This window comes from Salinivibrio sp. ES.052 (assembly GCF_900141775.1).
Taxonomy (GTDB): domain Bacteria; phylum Pseudomonadota; class Gammaproteobacteria; order Enterobacterales; family Vibrionaceae; genus Salinivibrio.
On sequence record NZ_FSRI01000002.1, the window covers coordinates 595654 to 615171 of the forward strand.

Annotated in this window: 15 protein-coding genes; 11 read left to right on the forward strand and 4 right to left on the reverse strand. The window is 52.4% G+C overall.

Annotation, left to right across the window (positions count from 1 at the left end):
• The first annotated feature begins 130 nt into the window (after nucleotides 1–130).
• The 4 genes from BUQ98_RS12435 (at nucleotide 131) to alr (ending at nucleotide 5891) form a co-directional block, all read left to right on the forward strand.
• A complete protein-coding gene (locus BUQ98_RS12435; protein WP_074214100.1) occupies nucleotides 131–1939 on the forward strand; it encodes an assimilatory sulfite reductase (NADPH) flavoprotein subunit in 1809 nt (602 codons plus the stop codon).
• Complete coding sequence (gene cysI / locus BUQ98_RS12440) at nucleotides 1939–3654, forward strand: assimilatory sulfite reductase (NADPH) hemoprotein subunit (protein WP_074214101.1); 1716 nt, start codon at nucleotides 1939–1941, stop codon at nucleotides 3652–3654. Before BUQ98_RS12435 ends, cysI begins: the two co-directional genes overlap by 1 nt.
• Nucleotides 3647–4426 (forward strand): phosphoadenylyl-sulfate reductase, encoded by a 780-nt coding sequence (locus BUQ98_RS12445; protein WP_074214102.1) that lies wholly within the window; start codon nucleotides 3647–3649, stop codon nucleotides 4424–4426. The genes cysI and BUQ98_RS12445 overlap by 8 nt, the downstream gene beginning before the upstream one ends.
• Before the next feature lie 229 nt (nucleotides 4427–4655).
• On the forward strand, nucleotides 4656–5891 hold the full coding sequence (gene alr, locus BUQ98_RS12450; RefSeq protein ID WP_074214103.1) for an alanine racemase: 1236 nt from the start codon (nucleotides 4656–4658) through the stop codon (nucleotides 5889–5891).
• Between the two features lie 79 nt (nucleotides 5892–5970).
• Here the strand turns inward: alr and BUQ98_RS12455 are convergent, their stop codons facing one another.
• Nucleotides 5971–6591, reverse strand: a complete 621-nt coding sequence (locus tag BUQ98_RS12455; protein WP_074214104.1) for an FKBP-type peptidyl-prolyl cis-trans isomerase — start codon at nucleotides 6589–6591, stop codon at nucleotides 5971–5973.
• 124 nt (nucleotides 6592–6715) lie between these two features.
• Here BUQ98_RS12455 and BUQ98_RS12460 point away from each other — a divergent pair, with 124 nt between their 5' ends.
• Together BUQ98_RS12460 and BUQ98_RS12465 are read left to right on the forward strand one after the other, a co-directional pair.
• On the forward strand, nucleotides 6716–7333 hold the full coding sequence (locus BUQ98_RS12460; protein WP_074214105.1) for a LysM-like peptidoglycan-binding domain-containing protein: 618 nt from the start codon (nucleotides 6716–6718) through the stop codon (nucleotides 7331–7333).
• A gap of 377 nt (nucleotides 7334–7710) precedes the next feature.
• Entirely contained in the window at nucleotides 7711–9342 is a 1632-nt protein-coding gene (locus BUQ98_RS12465) for a methyl-accepting chemotaxis protein (RefSeq protein WP_074214106.1), read from the forward strand.
• 64 nt (nucleotides 9343–9406) lie between these two features.
• Here the strand turns inward: BUQ98_RS12465 and BUQ98_RS12470 are convergent, their stop codons facing one another.
• Nucleotides 9407–9874, reverse strand: a complete 468-nt coding sequence (locus tag BUQ98_RS12470; RefSeq protein WP_074214107.1) for a GNAT family N-acetyltransferase — start codon at nucleotides 9872–9874, stop codon at nucleotides 9407–9409.
• Nucleotides 9875–9952: 78 nt separating this feature from the next.
• A complete protein-coding gene (locus BUQ98_RS12475) occupies nucleotides 9953–11917 on the reverse strand; it encodes a bifunctional 2',3'-cyclic-nucleotide 2'-phosphodiesterase/3'-nucleotidase (protein WP_074214108.1) in 1965 nt (654 codons plus the stop codon).
• A 296-nt stretch (nucleotides 11918–12213) separates the two neighbouring features.
• On the opposite strand from BUQ98_RS12475, the gene cysG reads away from it, so the two are divergent.
• Genes cysG through cysC form a run of 5 tightly spaced genes read left to right on the forward strand, consistent with a single transcriptional unit; the run spans nucleotide 12214 to nucleotide 18406 of the window.
• Nucleotides 12214–13641, forward strand: coding sequence for a siroheme synthase CysG (gene cysG, locus BUQ98_RS12480; protein WP_074214109.1), 1428 nt, complete (start codon nucleotides 12214–12216; stop codon nucleotides 13639–13641).
• Nucleotides 13642–13653: 12 nt separating this feature from the next.
• On the forward strand, nucleotides 13654–14562 hold the full coding sequence (gene cysD, locus BUQ98_RS12485; RefSeq protein ID WP_074214110.1) for a sulfate adenylyltransferase subunit CysD: 909 nt from the start codon (nucleotides 13654–13656) through the stop codon (nucleotides 14560–14562).
• Nucleotides 14563–14571: 9 nt separating this feature from the next.
• The gene (gene cysN / locus BUQ98_RS12490) at nucleotides 14572–15996 is read left to right on the forward strand and encodes a sulfate adenylyltransferase subunit CysN (protein ID WP_074214111.1); all 1425 of its coding nucleotides are present in this window, start codon (nucleotides 14572–14574) and stop codon (nucleotides 15994–15996) included.
• Between the two features lie 3 nt (nucleotides 15997–15999).
• Nucleotides 16000–17742 (forward strand): SLC13 family permease, encoded by a 1743-nt coding sequence (locus BUQ98_RS12495; RefSeq protein WP_074214112.1) that lies wholly within the window; start codon nucleotides 16000–16002, stop codon nucleotides 17740–17742.
• 34 nt (nucleotides 17743–17776) lie between these two features.
• Entirely contained in the window at nucleotides 17777–18406 is a 630-nt protein-coding gene (gene cysC, locus BUQ98_RS12500) for an adenylyl-sulfate kinase (protein ID WP_074214113.1), read from the forward strand.
• On the opposite strand, the gene BUQ98_RS12505 is transcribed toward cysC, so the two are convergent.
• Nucleotides 18403–19308: a TIGR03899 family protein gene (locus tag BUQ98_RS12505; protein ID WP_074214114.1), complete on the reverse strand. Its 906-nt coding sequence runs from the start codon at nucleotides 19306–19308 to the stop codon at nucleotides 18403–18405. The two genes, cysC and BUQ98_RS12505, sit on opposite strands and share 4 nt — an antisense overlap.
• Nucleotides 19309–19518: the final 210 nt, after the last annotated feature.

Sequence of the window (19518 nt, forward strand, 5' to 3'; positions counted from 1 at the left end):
GCCTCTGCGCGTCCTATCTTACACGTCCTATCTTACAAAAAGTTATAAAACATTCGTATCTATTCTTTATCGTTATTAACTGGTGAGGTTACGCTAGCAGGATGCAATGTTAGCAAGGAATGTCGTCACCATGTTACTCAAGGATCTCTCTGGATTAACCAGCCCGCTCAATGATCAGCAAATCGGCCAGTTGCAACAAGCGGTGGCGGAGTTGTCGCCGCAGCAACTGGCCTGGATAAGTGGCTATTTTTGGGGGCTAAGCCAAACACCGAGCGGTGAAGCGGCGGCGCCCAATGCCATGACACAAGCCAGTTCATCCCCCAACCATACCCTGACCATTTTGTATGCGTCACAAACCGGCAATGCCAAAGGCGTGGCGGAGGCGTTGCATCAGGAGGCCGAGGCGGCAGGGATCTCGGCCAAGTTGGCTGCGACCGATAACTATAAAGGTAAGCAACTGGCCAAAGAAACCCACCTAGTGGTAGTGGCTTCTACCAATGGCGAAGGCGAGCCGCCCGATAACGCCATTGAGCTACATGAGTTTTTGCAATCTAAAAAAGCGCCCAAGCTTGATCATCTTCACTACGCTGTTTTGAGCTTGGGAGACTCGAGTTATGAGTACTTTTGTCAGACAGGGAAGGACTTTGATGCCTTTTTGCAAAAGCTTGGCGCCAAGCCGATGGTCGCTCGTCTTGATTGCGATGTGGATTATGAAGCGACCGCCAGCGCGTGGCGAGAGCAAACCTTAGCCGAGGTAAAGCAGCAATTTCAGGCCAGTGGTGATGCGCAAGTGGTGCCCCTCCATCACGCCACGACTCAGGCAAAATACTCCAAGCAGTCACCGTACACGGCCGAGCTACTCACCTGTCAGCGCATTACTGGGCGAGGGTCAGACAAAGCGGTTTACCATGTTGAGTTCGATCTGGATGAGTCGGGGATTGAATATCAGCCGGGCGATGCCTTGGGCGTCTGGTATCAAAACGATCCGGTATTGGCGGATGCCCTCTTAGCCAAGGTGGGCCTACATGGCGATGAAACCGTGGATGTCGATGGTGACAGCCTCTCGTTGCGAGACGCGCTAATTGCCCATTATGAGATCACCGCCTCTAACCCACAGCAGGTCAGTGCGCTGGCAGCGTTATCTGAGAGCGACACACTTACCGCATTGACGGAAGACAAAGCCGCATTGCGCGAGTTCGCCAATCGCACCCAGCTTATCGATGTGTTGACGTTGGCGGAGATCAAGCTAAATGCTGAGCAATTTCAATCGATATTGCGCCGACTTACCCCGCGTTTGTACTCGATTGCCTCCAGCCAAGCGGAAGTGGAAGATGAAGTACACCTCACCGTGGGGCTGGTGGCGTATCAGCATGAGAGCGGCGAGTCACGCCAAGGTGGTGCATCGAGCTTTCTCGCCCACCGTGCTGAGGCGGCCGAGACGGTCAAAGTGTTTATTGAGCACAACGATAACTTCAAACTGCCGGCCAGTGATGAGACCCCCATTATTATGATTGGGCCGGGTACCGGCATTGCGCCATTCCGCGCCTTCTTGCAAGAGCGAGAGCAACGAGAGGCAAAAGGGGACAACTGGTTGTTCTTTGGCGATCGCACCTTTACCGACGATTTCCTCTATCAAGTGGAATGGCAGCAATATCTTAAGTCTGGCTTGTTAACGCGGATGGATGTGGCCTTCAGTCGCGATCAAGCTGAGAAAGTCTATGTTCAGCACCGATTACTCGCGCGTGCCGAGGCGGTGTGGCAATGGCTATCAAACGGCGCCTACCTCTATGTGTGTGGCGATGCCAACCAAATGGCGAAAGATGTTCATGAAGCCTTAATCGAGATTGCCCAAACACAGGGCCAACAAAGCCGTGAGCAAGCGGAAGCCTTTATTAACGAATTGCGCAAAGATAAGCGCTATCAAAGGGATGTGTACTAATGAGTGAGCAGAAATTTGAGGGCGATACACTGGGCCCACTGGCCGATAACGAGCGACTAAAAGACGACAGTGACTTCTTACGCGGCACCATCAGTGACGATTTGACGGACCCGATCACTGGTGGATTCACCGATGATAACTTCCAGCTGATCCGCTTCCATGGCATGTATCAGCAAGATGATCGCGATATCCGTGCCGAGCGACAAAAACAAAAACTGGAGCCGTTGCACAACGTGATGCTGCGTGCGCGGATGCCTGGCGGCATTATCACGCCCCAGCAGTGGTTGGCGATTGATAAGTTTGCCCGCGAAAGTTCGCTCTATGGCAGCATTCGTTTGACCACCCGACAAACCTTCCAGTTTCATGGTGTCCTCAAGCCTAACATCAAGCTCATGCACCAGACCTTGAATGAATATGGCATTGACTCGATTGCTACCGCCGGGGATGTGAACCGCAACGTCTTGTGTACGTCCAACCCAGTGGAGTCAGAGCTCCATCAGCAAGCCTATGATTGGGCAAAACGGATCAGCGAGCACCTGCTGCCTAAAACCCGCGCTTACGCAGAGATTTGGCTCGACGGTGAAAAAGTCGAAGGCAGCCAAGACAAAGAGCCGATTTTGGGTGAGCGTTATCTGCCACGTAAGTTCAAAACCACGGTGGTGATCCCGCCACAAAACGACGTCGATGTGCACGCCAACGACCTTAATTTTGTCGCCATCGCTGAGCAAGGACAGCTTATCGGCTTTAATGTACTCGTTGGTGGTGGGCTGGCGATGACCCATGGTGATACCAACACCTACCCGCGTCGCGCGGATGACTTTGGCTTTATTCCGCTTGAGCACACACTGAAGATCGCGGAGGCGGTGGTGACGACCCAGCGTGACTGGGGGAACCGTTCGAATCGTAAGAATGCCAAAACCAAGTACACACTTGACCGTGTTGGCGCGGATGTGTTCAAAGCGGAAGTGGAAAAGCGCGCTGGGGTGAGCTTTGCGCCAAGCCGCCCGTATACCTTTACCGGACGCGGCGATCGCTTAGGCTGGACCAAAGGCATTGACGGTAAATACCACCTCGCCCTGTTTATCGAAAATGGTCGTTTGCGTGATACACCAGACAAGCCACTGAAAACCGGTATGGCGGAGATTGCCAAGGTCCACCAGGGCGATTTCCGTATGACCGCCAATCAAAACCTGATCATCGCGGGGATCCCGGAAGCGCAAAAAGACGAGATTGAGGCGTTAGCGCGCCGCTACCGCTTGATGGATGATGGGCACAGCATTCAGCGCACCAACTCGATGGCGTGTGTCTCCTTCCCGACCTGTCCTCTGGCGATGGCTGAAGCCGAACGTTTTTTGCCGGACTTTGTCACGGAAGTAGAGAAAATTCAGCAAAAGCATCAAGTGCAAGATGATCCGATTGTACTGCGTGTGACCGGTTGCCCGAACGGCTGTGGCCGCGCGATGCTTTCGGAAGTTGGGCTAGTGGGTAAAGCGCCGGGTCGTTACAACTTGCATTTAGGTGGGAATTGGGAAGGTACTCGGATCCCAAAAATGTATAAAGAGAACATTACCGATCGCCAGATCCTTGAGGAGCTGGATCAACTGATTGGACGCTGGGCGACGGAGCGCGATCCGGGTGAGCACTTTGGTGATTTCTTAATCCGCCGCGAGGTAATTGCCCCCGTGCATGTATCTAAGAGGGATTTTTATGCCTGAAACCGTTCAACCTAACGCGACGTTAGCCTTAGCTGACATTGCCGCGATGAATAAAAGTCAGCAAGCCTTGGCATTGGCGGAGGTGAATGCCACCTTGGAGGCACTCTCGGCACCTGAGCGTGTCGCCTGGGCGTTAGAGCACCTTGAAGGGCAATTTGTCCTCTCATCGAGCTTTGGGGTGCAAGCGGCATTGATGCTGCATTTGGTCAGCCAGGTGAAGCCGGATATTCCAGTGATTTTAACCGACACGGGTTACTTGTTTGCTGAGACCTATCGGTTTATCGATACCTTAACCACACGACTGGATTTGGATTTACGGGTGTATCGCGCCGCACTCAGCCCCGCTTGGCAGGAATCGCGTTATGGCCAACTGTGGGAGCAAGGAGTGGAGGGGATCACCCAATACAATCACATCAACAAAGTCGAGCCGATGAAGCGCGCGTTGCGAGAGCTAAACGCCGGCACCTGGTTATCGGGGCTGCGCCGAGGGCAGTCAGACTCGCGCGCCAATTTGCCGGTACTCAGTGTCCAGCATGGAGTGTTTAAGTTCTTACCCGTGGTTGATTGGTCGAACCAAGCGGTGGACGACTACTTGCGCGAGCATGATTTGCCGTATCATCCCTTGCGAGACCAAGGCTATGTGTCGGTAGGGGATGTGCATACCACCCAGCGCTTGGAGCCGGGGATGCGTGATGAACAAACGCGCTTTTTTGGCCTAAAACGCGAATGTGGGTTACATGAAGACGACCTGAATGATGGCGCTGGCATATAGCGTATCGAGTCTTGTCTGCGACAACGCTTCTCTTAAACGTCACCGTAGGGTGGCGTTTTTTTGTTCAAACACGTGGAACTTGTCTATCTTTTTTATTGAGTGACTCGTCAGCCGTGAAGTGTTCTGTGATATAAACAGCGCGCAATGCCAGGAGGCACAAATAGAAGTGCGACGCTTTTATTTTCAACACGTCACGGATGCTCCATTTATGTGACCAACAGTGAAGCTTATGAACAAAAAATTCTCTTTAGTGGCGCTTGCCGTCGCCGGTGTCGTTGCCCTTGGGGCACCTGCCGTCATGGATTACACCTCGCCTACGCCGTCGACGCCTGATACAGGTAATCGTTACATGGGGCATGGCAACGGCTGGCTAGAAGTGAGCACCTCCACCTTTGGCGACAATATTCAACGCGTGCAGCAGCAAGTCAGTGAAGGCACCAAGATTTGTGTGGTAATGAAAGCCGATGCCTATGGCAATGGCATTGCTGGCCTTTTACCCACGGTGATTGCCAGTGGCATTGATTGTGTTGGCATTGCCAGTAATGAAGAAGCACGGACCTTGCGTGAAGGCGGCTTTACCGGCGAGATCATGCGTGTGCGCACCGCGACCTTACAGGAAATGGAGAGCGCCTTAGCATTGAATATGCAAGAGCTGATTGGGTCGGCAGAGCAAGCCGAACAAATGCGTCAGCTTGCTGATAAACATGATATTACCATTCCGGTCCATATGGCGTTTAATGCCGGTGGAATGGGGCGCAATGGCATCGAGATGAACGAGGAGTCGGGTAAGCAAGTCGCGTTGGATATTGCCACTGACCCGCGTTTTAACGTGGTCGGTATCATGACGCACTTTCCTAACTACGAAGCCGATTATGTGCGCAGCAAGTTAGGACAATTTAAAACCAACAGTGAGTGGTTGATTGAACAGGCCGACTTGAAACGTGAAGATGTCTTGCTGCATGCCGCGAATTCGTTTGTCACCCTAAACGTGCCAGAGGGCCATTTTGATATGGTTCGCCCTGGCGGTGCCTTGTATGGCGATCAGCCAACCAATCGAGAGTTTCCGCCCATCATGAGCTTTAAGACCAAGGTGGCCTCTGTGCATCATTTACCCGCGGGCAGCACGGTTGGTTATGACAGCACTTATACCTTGGAGCGCGATTCTATTCTGGCCAATTTACCGGTCGGCTATTCGGATGGTTTCCCACGTAAAATGGGTAATGATGCCGATGTGCTTATTCAGGGCCATCGTGTGCCTGTCGTCGGGGTAGCCTCAATGAACACCATTATGGTTGATATTACTGATATTGCGGATCAGGTGGCCCCCAACGATGAGGTGGTGCTATTCGGTCAGCAAGGGGATAAAACCATTGGTGCGGTAGAGTATGAGACCAATGCGGATGTGATTTTCCCAGAAATCTATAGCTGGTGGGGCGCGGTTAACCCACGTGAATACGTGCAATAACGCGGGATTAAAAGAAAAAAAGCGATGCCGAGGCATCGCTTTTTTCATTCCTGATTTGGCGCTTGTATTCAATCAGCTATTACAGGATGTCGAGTAGCTCAACTTCAAAGACAAGGGCGGCAAACGGAGGAATGGCTGCGCCCGCACCACGCTCGCCGTAGGCAAGATCTTGTGGGACATACAGCTTCCACTTAGAGCCAACCGGCATCATTTGCAGCGCTTCAACCCAGCCTTTGATGACGCCAGTCACCGGGAATTCAACCGGCTCACCACGAGTGACTGAGCTATCAAACACGCTGCCATCAACCAATTGACCGTGATAGTGAACACGCACCTGCTTATCGCTGGTTGGGATCTCTCCATCACCTTTTACCAGCACTTCGTACTGTAGGCCTGACTCGGTGACGGTGACTTCATCACGTTTAGCATTGTCTGCTAGGAAGGTATCGCCTTCAGCGGCTTGTTCTTTTGCAGCCTCTTGACGTACTTCTTCCGCTTTTGTGTGAAGCTCACGCAGTGCGTTATTGATGTCGTCAATTTCAATCTCTGGCATTTCACCAGCCAGCGCGGTGCTGATGCCTTTTGCAATGGCATCAACATGTAAGCCTTCTAGGCCACTACCTGCGAGCTGCTGGCCCATTTGTAGGCCAATACCATAGCTGGCTTTCTGCTCGATGGTTTCCAGTTGTACGTCAGACATAACGTCTCTCTTTTTTGCGTCAATAAAGTGTGAAAGGATAACAGGTGATGGTTTCGTGGGTAAACTTTTGTGCCAAAAAGTCGTCTAAGATGGGTCAAAACAACAAAACATGCGCGGAGTGGCAATGAAGTTAACAGCAATGCGTTCGCACTGGAACAAACTGCGTGCTGGATGGCGAGATCAAGTGACCGCCATATTGGAAAAGCGATCCAGTTTAAAAAAGATCACACTGTGCTTGAAGCGAACCAAGCAAATATGGCTGGGTCTCCCTCGTTTGCATCGACGACTACTGATGGTGCTGGGCCCGGTCGTGTTGGTGTTGACGTTACTTCCCAGCCCTTCACCGACAGCGCCATCACCTCAGGTGCGCCAACCGGTCGCGATCAATGCCGATTCAAACTTGCCGACATCATCGGACGAAGCACCGCCGTCAGCGACCACCTCCACGTCCTCAGAGGCGGAATCAACTGCCGGAAAGAGTCCTTGGATTAGCCACCAGATTGAGTCAGGTGACACGTTGGCCAAGGTGTTCCGGGACTATGATTTAGCCCTGACGGATCTTTATTCCATCGCCAATATTGAAGGGGAAGGAAAGCCGATTAGCCGTATCCAGCCTGGGCAATGGATTCGCTTTAAACGTAAATCCAATGGCGCGCTTGATATTTTGCAAATTGAAACCGAAAAAGGGCAGTCTGTACTGTACTTCCGCCTTTCTGACGGCAGCTTCGCCCGCCAGCGTTAGTCTCTGGAAACATTCCACACAACCGAAGGCTTAGCTTAGACAGGTCTTCGCTTGTCTCTTTTTTGAGCAACCTTGTGATTTAAGTCGCTGCCGTACGATTTTTGAGCTACTTTTATAAATCAGTCAATACGGCTGAATGCGCTACATCATTGGGGCGGGAAAGGGATAAGTTGCTGTTAAGGGCGAGAATGCCTACCAAGTCAGCCAGTGCTGTATGACAGACTTTTTGCAAAAATAATGAGTCTTTCGTCACACTTTGGTTATTTTTTGTGCTAGTATTCTCAGCTGTTGTGTAGGAAAAACACGCAAGCCCGCCTCAACATGGATGTCCAGGCATTAACACGCTAATCATTAATCTGTTGAGGACTCGCTTTTCCATGTTGAAAAATCTATCTATCGGTAAAAAGTTTACGGCGGCTTTTTCCCTCATTGGTATCGCTGTCGCGATCTTTGGGTTTTATATTTTCACCCAAGTCAGTGGCATGCGCGATAATATGCTCAACTTTACTGACGATACCCTACCTGCGGTACTTGAGATCGAGCGCCTCAACGAAGAGGCGATACGTATCCGCCAAGACCAGTATGCGGTCCTCACCTTTAGTGATCCAGCAGAGCGACGTGAAATCTTGGGTGAAATCGATGTCATGAAGCGTGACTATAGCCGCGCGCTCGATGCGTATGAAGACAGCCTTTGGTACGATGATGAGAAAGCGATTTTCAGTCGTATTCAAAATCACTGGGACCAATACAATCAAGAGCTCAGTGCCTTCCCTGACAGAGTCGAAGCGGGACAACTGACCGCGGCACAAAAAACCCTGTCGAACTCGTTCGGTACTTTTGGCCAGTTAGATAAGTCTTTGACGGAAATGTCTGAATTAACACAAGGCTTTATCGTTAAAAACCGCACCTCGATGCTCAGCCAAGTTTCCACGGTGAGCATGACTATTATCGGAGTTCTGCTTGCGGTGATCGCCTTTATGATTGTGGTAGCGGTTATCTTCACCCGTGCGATCATCACGCCGTTGCGGTTAGTGATGGAGCAATCGTCTGCCATCGCCAAGGGCGATTTGAGCTATCAGTTGGATCGCAGCCAGATTGGTCACGATGAAATGGGTCAATTGGCTGACTCAAGTATTGCGATGCAAGACAGCCTGCGTCGCTTGATTGAAGAAGTGATCGCCGCGGTCACTCAGCTGAGCAGCGCGGTAGAAGAAGTTAGCGCCGTGTCTAGCCAAACGTCGAGCGGGATGCAAAGTCAGCAACATGAAGTGTCACAAGTGGCCACGGCGATGGCACAAATGAAGGCTACCGTTGCCGATGTGGCACAGAACACCGAAAGCTCATCAACCGCCGCCAACGAAGCGAGCGAGCAATCACGCATGGGCGCACAAGACATTGACGGTATGGTGGCCTCGATTCGTAAAGTTGCCGAGGACATGCGTCAAACCGGTGATACTGTGAATGAATTGGATCAGCAGTCGAAACAAATCAATATGGTCGTGGATGTGATCCGTGATATTGCCGAGCAAACCAACTTGTTGGCCTTGAACGCGGCAATTGAGGCGGCGCGTGCGGGTGAGTCTGGTCGTGGCTTTGCGGTGGTCGCGGATGAAGTGCGCACCCTCGCGGGCCGTACTCAAGATTCGACCGGTGAAATCACCACCATTATCGAAAAACTGCAACAACACGCCACGCAAGCGCGCAATGCCACCACGCAAAGCCGTGAGAGCATTGAGCAATGTGTTGAACAGGGCGATCAGGCGCAACAGTTGGTACGTGGTATTGAAACGTCGGTCGAAAACATCGCCGACATGGGGATGCAAATCGCCAGTGCCTGTGGTGAGCAGGATTCTGTCGCAGACGAGCTTAGCCGTAATATTGAGCGCATCAATGATTCGTCACAAGAAGTGGCTGGTGGCGCCGATCAAACGGCGCAAGCCTGTAGTGAGCTCAGCCAATTGGCACAGTCACTGCAAACCACCATGCAGCGATTCCGCCTGACAAAATAATCGCTATTACAGCGAATTAATCCTAATGACCGTCAATCCCGCTCCTTGAGCGGGATTTTTTTGTTTAAACGGCGGATGCATCACTGACTGATAAACGCATATCAATATGGGGGATCCCGTCTTCTAAGTAAGGCTCGGAAAACGCCACAAAACCATGTTTTTGATAAAAGCGCTGCAAGTGCTCTTGAGCGCCAATCTCGATATCCTGCTCTGGCCATTGCTGTTGGCAAGCTTGAATGGCTTGGTTGACGAGCTGATGTCCCCAACGTCCGTTGCGATGAGCGGGGGCAATGATCACGCGGCCAATACTGGCACCTGGGTAACTTGTGTCCGGCGCCAAAATACGAGCATAGGCGGCCAGCTCGCCATTCAGCCAGCCCAGTAAATGCACGGTGTCTGGTGCGGTATCATGTGTGTCTAGCTCTGGATAAGCACACGCCTGCTCGACCACAAACACATCGACACGCAATTTCATCAGTGTGAATAAAGTGCGAGTATCCAATGTGTCAAAGGTTGCCCGTTGCCATTCCATACGACGTCCTCCTGATTAAAAATAAAAAATACCGCAGACAAGCTGCGGTATTCAAAGACTATTTATTGTGCAGGCTATTTATTGGCGAGGCTGGCTTAAATTGACGCGATAGACCGCGAAGCCAACGTCATCTTTGCCGGCTTTCGTCATCGCCCAGCGGCCTTTTTGCTCAATAAATTGCGCGGCTTTCTCGCTGGGTGAGGTTTCAAAGTGCACGATGGCATCGCCTTTTATTGGGGCGATGGACCAGTTGTTGTCAGCACTCACCGTGACTTGGCCTTTTTCATCACTTACGCGGTTGATGTAGTTGGCGACCACGGTGCGGTTTTCATCCGGCGCGGCAAAGGCAATATGATCGCTGCCGGTACCTGGGAACTTCGCGCTATAAGCGCGATAGTTATTGGTCGCCACCAAGAAGGTTTGCTCAGGGGCAACCGGTTTGCCTTGATAAGTGAGATTGACGATGCGTGATGCGTCTGGGTTCACTTCATTACAATCGCCGTCGTAACGCGCGGGTTGAGTGATATCAATTTGATACTCTACCCCGTCAATCACATCAAAGTTGTAAGTACGGAATCCGTCCCAGTTCACTAGCGTCTGAGGCTGCTTCGCATTGGGGTCGATTTGGTTAAATTGACCGGCGCTGCATTCCAGCCATTGTGTTAACTCATCACCAGATACTTTCAGTGCGACCAAGGTATTTGGATACAGGTAAAGATCGGCGGCGTTACGGAACGTCAGTTGGCCGGCTTCTACTTCGGTAAAGTTGCTCGGATCGTTTTTGCGACCACCGGCCTTAAAAGGCGCGGCAGCAGACAGTACCGGTAGCTCTGCTAAGTCGGGATCGCCTTGGATCATACGCTCGACATAGTCTTGCTGTGCCAAGTTAACAATCTGTACGGTGGGGTCATCTTGGAGCAATGCCAAATAGGAGTACATCACATCATTGGCTTGGCCAATTGGCTGATTAACGAACTCACGAGTAGCATTGTGATCTTTTTCAACGGCTTTGAGTAGGGCTTTATCGGCATCGACCAACGCTTTGCCGCTGGCCCGGTCAAAGATAGGGCGAGCATGCGCTTCACTATCCACCACTTGCCACTGGCCATCGACTTGCTCGAGATTCAAATCTATCACGCCAACATGACTGCCCCAGCGACCGGCCATCACACTGGCCACGCCATTGATGGTGCCTTTTTCAATATCGGCACCGGGAATATTGGCAAAATCATCGCTTGGGAATACCGCGTGTGAGTGACCAAAGGCAATCGCGTCAATACCATCGACTTCTGAGAGGTAATAGACAGAGTCTTCAGCCATCGCTTTATACGGTGCTTGAGAGACGCCAGAGTGTGGAATGGCTACCACCACATCGGCACCCTTGGCTTTCATCTCTGGAACGAGTTTTTCAGCGGTTTGTTTAATGTCTTTGGCTATCACTTTGCCTTCAAGGTTCGCTTTATCCCAAGTCATGATCTGCGGCGGGACAAAGCCGATGTAACCGACTTTGATGGTATGGCTGTCACCGTCTTCATCTTTGAGTTGGTATTCTTTAATTAAATACGGGTCAAAGTAGTGCTCGCCAGTTTCTGCATCAAACACGTTGGCGTTGATATACGGGAAGTTGGCGTCGTTAATCGACTCTTTTAAGAACGCTAAGCCGTAGTTGAACTCATGGTTGCCAATGTTGCCCACTTCATAATCGAGCAAGTTCATCGCTTTATATACCGGATGCACTTCACCGGGTTTGATACCTTTGCTGGCCATGTAATCGCCCATCGGGCTGCCTTGCAACAGGTCGCCATTATCGACCAAAAGAGCATTTTTTGCCTCATCACGCGCTTGTTTCACCACAGTGGCGGCGCGGACCAAGCCGATTTTTTGCGAGGGCTTGTTTTTGTAGTAGTCGTAGTCCATCACGTTGGTGTGAATGTCAGTGGTTTCAATCACACGTAAATTGACGGTGTCGGCAAAGGCACTGCCAGAGGTAGCAAGCAGGCCGGCAACTACCGCTGTAGCGACCGCAGAAGGCATCAAACGCATAACAAAATCTCCAGTAAAAAAGTGTGCGTCAGGTATCAAGCGGCGCCATTATGCAACTTACATTATGACAAAAGCTGTGGCCTTGATCGGCTTCTGTCATTTTGTCGGAATTGAGTGTTGATGAAAGCGGCATTTTGAGACCGTCATCATTGCGTGGTAGATGGACGTGAGGGTTTTCAGCGGATAAATACACGACTTTTAATCACAAAAAAGAATAAAAAATGAATTTATAGAATTTCAGGTAATAGTTGCTGGGCGATATAGTGGCTGCATTGTCATCAAGGGAATGCGCGATCATGGATTATCTCCCCCTCTTTGCTCAGCTTAAACATCGTCCTTGCCTCGTGGTAGGTGGCGGCGAAGTCGCATGGCGCAAAACGCGCATGTTGCTCAAGGTGGGTGCGGCCGTCACTGTCGTTGCCCCTGACGTCGACCGTGAAATTGCGGAGGCGCAAGCGCAAGGAAAGCTGACGGTATTGCGTGAGGCGTTTCGTCCCGATCACCTGGACGGAAAGATGCTGGCGATTGCGGCGACTGACAATGCCCTCGTCAATGAGCTGGTCTCCACTGCCGCTGATAGCCGTAATATCTTAGTCAATGTCGTTGATGATACCCCTAAATGCAGCTTTATTGTCCCTTCTTTGGTTGATCGCTCCCCCATCATCATTGCTATCTCGTCGGGCGGCAAAGCACCGGTATTGGCGCGGATGTTACGAGAAAAAATTGAAACCCTAGTGCCGCAACATATTGGCAAAATGGCGGCAATGGCGGGTGCGTTTCGCGACAAACTGAAAGCGCGTATTCCGACCTTAACGGGCCGGCGCAAATTCTGGGAGGCCGCTTTTAGTGGGCGGTTTGCCGATTTAGTCGCGGCAGGCAAACACCAGCAAGCCGAGCAAGCGCTGGAGCAGCTTAGTGGACAAATCACCACCCAAGGCGAAGTGGCGTTGATTGGTGCCGGGCCGGGGGATCCTGGGTTATTGACCTTGCGCGCGTTGCAGTTGATGCAGCAAGCCGATGTAGTGCTTTACGACTACTTGGTGGCTGAACCGATTATGGAGCTGTGCCGCCGAGATGCGGAGCTGATTTGTGTGGGCAAACGTGCGAGCTACCACAGTGTGAGCCAAGACGAAATCAATCGTCTGTTGGTCGAGCATGCTCAAGCCGGAAAACGGGTGGTGCGCTTAAAAGGGGGCGATCCTTTTATGTTTGGCCGTGGTGGTGAGGAATTACAAACCCTTGCCAACGCCGGTGTCTCGTTTCAAGTGGTGCCCGGGATCACTGCGGCGGCGGGGGCGACGGCCTATGCCGGTATTCCGCTCACCCATCGCGATCATGCCCAGACCGCACTGTTCATTACCGGTCATTTGAAAAAAGAACAAGACACCTTGGAGTGGGCGACGTTAGCGCGCCCGCGTCAGACCTTGGTGATTTATATGGGATTGATGAAATCTGCCCATATTCAAAGCCAACTGATGGCTCACGGCCGATCGCCGGACACCCCTGTGGCGGTGATTGAAAACGGCACGCGTCCGGAGCAGAAAGTCTTTACCGGTCAACTCAACAACTTACCGTCGCTGGCGGAACAAGCTGCGTCGCCCGCGCTTATTGTGGTGGGCGAAGTGGCGGCACTCGCCGGTCAGCTGACATGGTTTGGCGAGGGGCGCGCGGTAAGCGATGCCGACCCCACGCAAGCTCCCACCGCTGTGGTTAACTTCGCTTAAAGGATAGTTAGGATGGATGCAAAAACACTCACTCACCTCCAGCAGTTAGAAGCCGAGAGCATTCATATACTGCGGGAAGTCGCGGCGGAGTTTGATAACCCCGTGATGCTGTATTCGATTGGCAAAGACTCGTCAGTGATGCTGCATTTGGCGCGCAAAGCTTTTTACCCCGGGAAGATCCCGTTTCCGCTGCTGCATGTCGATACCGACTGGAAGTTTCGCGACATGATTGCCTTTCGCGATCGTACTGCCAAGGAGCTCGGGCTAGATCTGATTGTGCACAAAAACCCAGAAGGGATGGCTCAGGGGATCAATCCTTTTGATCACGGATCCGACAAGCACACCGATATCATGAAAACCCAAGCGCTAAAGCAGGCGCTGGATCAGCATAAGTTTGATGCGGCATTTGGCGGCGCGCGTCGGGACGAAGAAAAATCCCGCGCCAAAGAGCGTGTCTATTCGTTCCGTGATAAGAACCATCGCTGGGATCCGAAGAACCAACGGCCAGAGCTGTGGCGCAACTATAACGGTCAAGTGAATCCGGGCGAGAGCATTCGTGTTTTTCCGCTCTCTAACTGGACTGAGCTCGATATCTGGCAATACATCTATCTAGAAAATATCGACATTGTTCCGCTTTATTTAGCAGCCGAGCGCCCAGTGGTCGAACGCGATGGCACCTTGTACATGGTGGATGATGCGCGGATGCCGATTGGGCCCGACGAAACCGTGACCCATAAATCGGTGCGTTTTCGTACCCTGGGCTGCTACCCATTGACCGGGGCAGTAGAGTCACACGCCAATACCTTGCCAGAGATCATCGAAGAGATGTTGGTCGCTACCTCGAGTGAGCGTCAAGGGCGGGTGATCGACCACGATCAGTCCGGGTCCATGGAGCGCAAGAAGCGTCAGGGTTATTTCTAAGGAGCAGTCATGAATCCAGCAATTCAACAACAGGTGGCCGATCTGGGTATTGAGGGTTATCTGCAACAGCACCAACACAAAAGTTTATTGCGCTTTTTGACCTGTGGCTCGGTCGATGACGGTAAATCGACCTTGATTGGCCGCTTGCTGCACGACTCGCAGCAGATTTATGAAGATCAGCTGGCTGCGGTCCATGCCGATAGCCAGCGTGTCGGCACCACGGGCGAGAAACCCGATCTGGCGTTACTGGTAGACGGCCTGCAAGCCGAGCGTGAGCAGGGGATCACCATTGATGTGGCGTACCGGTATTTCTCCACCTCCAAACGTAAGTTTATCATTGCCGATACCCCAGGCCATGAGCAGTACACCCGTAATATGGCTACCGGTGCGTCGACCTGTGATGTGGCGGTGATCTTAATTGATGCCCGCCACGGCATCTTGGATCAAACCCGCCGCCATTCATACATCGCTAACTTGCTGGGTATTCAGCATTTTGTGGTAGCGGTGAACAAGATGGATTTGGTGGCATATAGCCAAGCCCGATTTAATGAAATCCAAGAGCAATATTTGGCGTTTGCCGATCAGCTCAACCCCGGCTTGTCGGTGTCTATGGTGCCCTTGTCGGCACTGGAAGGCGACAATGTGGTCAATGCCAGTGACGCAATGGCGTGGTATCAAGGCGAGCCGCTACTCAGCCAGCTAGAAGCCATCGACATTGAAAAATCGCGCGGGACGGGCGCATTCCGTTTTCCGGTGCAGTATGTCAATCGACCAGATCTGAACTTTCGCGGTTACGCCGGCACCCTTGCCAGTGGCGAGTTGCATGTGGGCGATGAGGTTAAGGTACTCCCCTCTGGGCTTGCCGCGAAGGTCGCGCGCATCGTCACCTTTGACGGTGATCGTGAATTTGCCTTTAGCGGTCAAGCGGTCACCCTCACTTTAGATAGAGAAATTGATATCTCGCGTGGCGATCTCTTGGTGCGAGCGGACGATGACGTCGCGGTGGGGCAACGATTTGACGCCGACGTGGTGTGGATGACGCAAACCCCACTGGCTCCGGGGCGCGAATACGAGATTAAGTTGGCCAGCAAGAAAACCTCGGCGCAGGTTGAGGCGCTGTCGTATGGGGTCGATGTCAATACGCTTAACACCCATGACGCAGACACCTTGCCGCTCAATGGTATTGGTCGTTGCACCCTGACCCTGGGCGAAGCGGTGCCGCTGGATACCTATTATGATAGCCCGAATACCGGTGGCTTTATCTTGATTGATCGCCTCACCAATGTGACGGTCGGCGCGGGCATGATCCGCCATGTGGCTGAGGCGCAGTCGCAAACCACCTCGTCGTTCTCAGCGTTTGAGCTTGAGCTAAACCAGTTGATCCGCAAGCACTTTCCGCATTGGCAAGCGCGGGATCTACGTCAACTGGGATAAACGATGAGTTGGCAGGAAACCACGGTACTCACCTTGCTGGTAGCGATTGTCGCCGGCTTGGTGCTCACCCGCATAAAGCCTGTGCTCTTGTTTGCCGGGGCCGCGTTTGTGGCGTTCCAAACCGGGCTCACCTCGGTTGAAGCGTTGACGGCGAACTTTACTGCGCCATCACTGCTGACCTTGGTATTGCTGATTTTGGTTTCTTGTGCGTTGGAGAAAACCCATCTGACCAGCTGGGTCGCCCGACAGGCGTCGCACGGCGCGCTACCCACCGTGATTGCTAAATTAGGGATCGCGAGTGCGCTACTGTCGGCGCTGGTTAATAATACCGCGGTGGTGGTGTCCATGATTGGCGCGATCAAGCGTAACCGGCGCCACTCGCCCTCGCAGCTTTTGATCCCATTGTCATACAGCGCCATTCTCGGTGGCACCCTGACGCTGATTGGCACATCCACCAATTTAATTGTGAATAGCTTTGTTGAGCGTGCGGGGTTACCCAGTTTGGGCTTTTTCACGCCGACAACCATCGGTGCCGCCGCACTGGTGGCGGGGCTGTTGGTGTTAATTCCGTTCAGCTATCGGTTGCCACGCCATGATGGTGAACAAGAGGAAAGCTTGCCGTATGTACTTGAAGCACGGCTAGCTGCCGACTCGCCCTTATGTGGACAAAGTGTGGCAGACAATGGCTTGCGGGCATTACGTCGCTTGTACTTGGCCGAAATTCATCGCCAAGATGGGGTGATTGCGCCTGTGTGTCCGGATACACCGTTATTGGCCGGTGATAAGTTGCAGTTTGCTGGCGATGTGGAAAGTGTTGCGACCTTGCAAGAGATCCCAGGACTGACCTTGTTCGGCCAGCATCACATCGATGGGCAAAATTTGATTGAGGTGGTGGTGAGCCACAGCGCCAGCATTTGTGGCAAAACCCTCAAAGCCGCCCGTTTTCGCGAGACCTTTGATGCCGTGGTGGTCGCCATTCGCCGCGGCCATGAAAAACTCGACGGGGGACTGGGCAATATTCCTTTGCATGCCGGCGATACGCTGGTGTTGGTGCCGGGCAAAACCTTTCGCCAAGACAGCCAAGCGTTACGGCGTGAGTTCGTGCTCTTTAATGGCTTGGAAGCCAGTACCCGTCTTTCCGAGCGCAAAAGCGTTGCGGTACTGGCGGGATTTGTCGCGGTGATTGGCGCTGCCTTGCTGACCCCGATACCGCTGCTTAATGGCTTAGCCGCTTATTTGGTGGTGTTGCTGGTCACCGGCATTATCTCCTTGCACGATTTACAACGCCGATTTCCGGTTGAAGTGGTGGTGATTGTCGGCGCGGCACTGACGTTGGCACAGTTGATGTTGGCGTCAGGGCTGTCGGCGCGCTTTAGTGATTGGTTTATGGCGACGTTTGCCGCAGGTGGCGCGATAGGGGCGTTGGTGGCGGTGTACTTGCTGACCTTGTTGCTGACCGAGCTTATCACTAACAATGCCGCGGCGGCGCTGGCTTTCCCGCTGGGCTATAGCTTGGCGCTAGGGTATGGGGTGGATCCTATGCCCTTTGTGATGGCGGTGCTGTTTGGCGCCAGTGCCAGTTTTATTTCCCCTTACGGATATCAAACCAATTTATTGGTATATAGCGTGGGCAATTACCAGCTGCGTGATTATTTGCGTCTGGGATTACCGTTATCTGTGGTGTATTCCGCGGTGGTGCTCACCCTGTTACCGATTGTTTTTCCTTTAACGCCGGTGGCCTCTTAATTATGGCGTGGCCAACGAAATTGCGGAGACTTTCATGACTGACACTGTATCTGCGCCAACCGATCCCAATGTGATTTGGCATCAGCATCATGTTGATCAAGCCCAGCGCAGCGAACAAAAACAGCAGCAACCTGTAGTGCTTTGGTTTACCGGCTTGTCTGGCTCGGGCAAATCGACCATCGCGGGCGCGCTAGAGGCGGCCTTGGTGGCCGAAGGGCACCATACCTATTTGCTGGATGGCGATAATATTCGCCATGGTTTATGTCGCGATCTGGGCTTTTCCGATCAAGACAGGCGCGAGAATATTCGCCGGATTGGTGAAGTGGCCAAGTTGATGACCGATGCGGGCCTGATTGTCTTGAGTGCCTTTATTTCACCGTTCCGCGCGGAGCGAGAAATGGTGCGCGAGCGTTTGCCTGATGGGCAGTTTATCGAAGTCTTTGTCGATACGCCGCTGGCGGTGTGTGAGCAGCGTGACCCGAAAGGGCTCTACAAAAAAGCACGTGCGGGCGAGATCCCTGCGTTTACCGGTATCTCGTCAGATTATGAGCCGCCGCAAATACCGGCCATCCATTTAACCGGCGAGCAGAGTGTCGCTGAGCATGTGGCGACCTGTTTTCGTGTATTGCGTGAGCGCGGGGTGCTGGGCTCGCCTCTGGATTAAGCGTGGGTGTTGACCGTATCACCCACATCGCTGTGCATCTCAAAGCCCTCGGCGAGTAACTCACAAACCGCATGATGATAATCAGTATGCACGCGCTTGCCGACCAGCTTGGCGAGCTCATGGCCGGTGGGACTGAAGCGGTAATAATACAGGCGCATCCCTTTGTGGAGTGGGGTGAGCATATATTGGGTGTCTTGCAGTTTAAACGGCATCGCTGGCTGCATCTCAATCACGCCGGATTCTAGCTCGGTGCGCAGGATCAGCCCCAAATCCATCAGCAGCATTAAGTCGGTATAAGACAGTTGGTAGTGACCTAGGGTGAGCTTGTGGGGCGGCTCGGGGCGCAGCAGTTGCACCAAACCTTGGCGACGACGAAAACCGGTGACTAGCTTTTTAGTGCTGTCTTGTCCAAAGGTACTGGACAGTGCACAGGCGCGTTGCAGTGCTTGTGCTTCGCGCTGGGTCATGGTTTCTAACAGCGTGAGTGCTTTAATCGAGGTGCTACCTGGACGCAACATTTCTTGTCGTAGGATCTTCGCCCATAACTGTTGCATGGCATGGCCATGAATATTGCGCGCTAAATCGAAGAAACGCACCAGCCAATCTGGATCGGGCGTTTGGGCCGTTTCGTTATGACAGTGGTCATAGGTGTGGGCGATGATAGCTTCGAGATTCGCCTGCTGTTTTTGCATCACTTGGCGTTGGCGGTTAGCACTGCGGTGAGCCAGATCTTCTTGCTCGACCTCTTGTAGGCGAGCATCGACGTGATACTCACTGGCAATCGCTTTTAAGCGTCCTTTGCTGCCGCGCAGATCAGCGTCTTCTTGATAGGCATGATCTTTTTGCTGACGACGCTTTTCTTGCGGGACGTCGATAACCACGGGCTTTTCTTGCTCTGCCATGCTGCTCTCACACTGATTGTCAGCAAAATTTAATGCTGGCAAATATGTTAATTAATGATTAAATTTGTTAACATTATGAGTGTTAATAATCAAGTGTAGGGACGCGTGTGCGAAGGCAAAAACCCAACCCCATCAATCTCGTGCTGATAGCTGTCTACATCGGCGCCTTAGCAATCTTGTCTCATTATATTGCCTGACAATCTTAGGTGC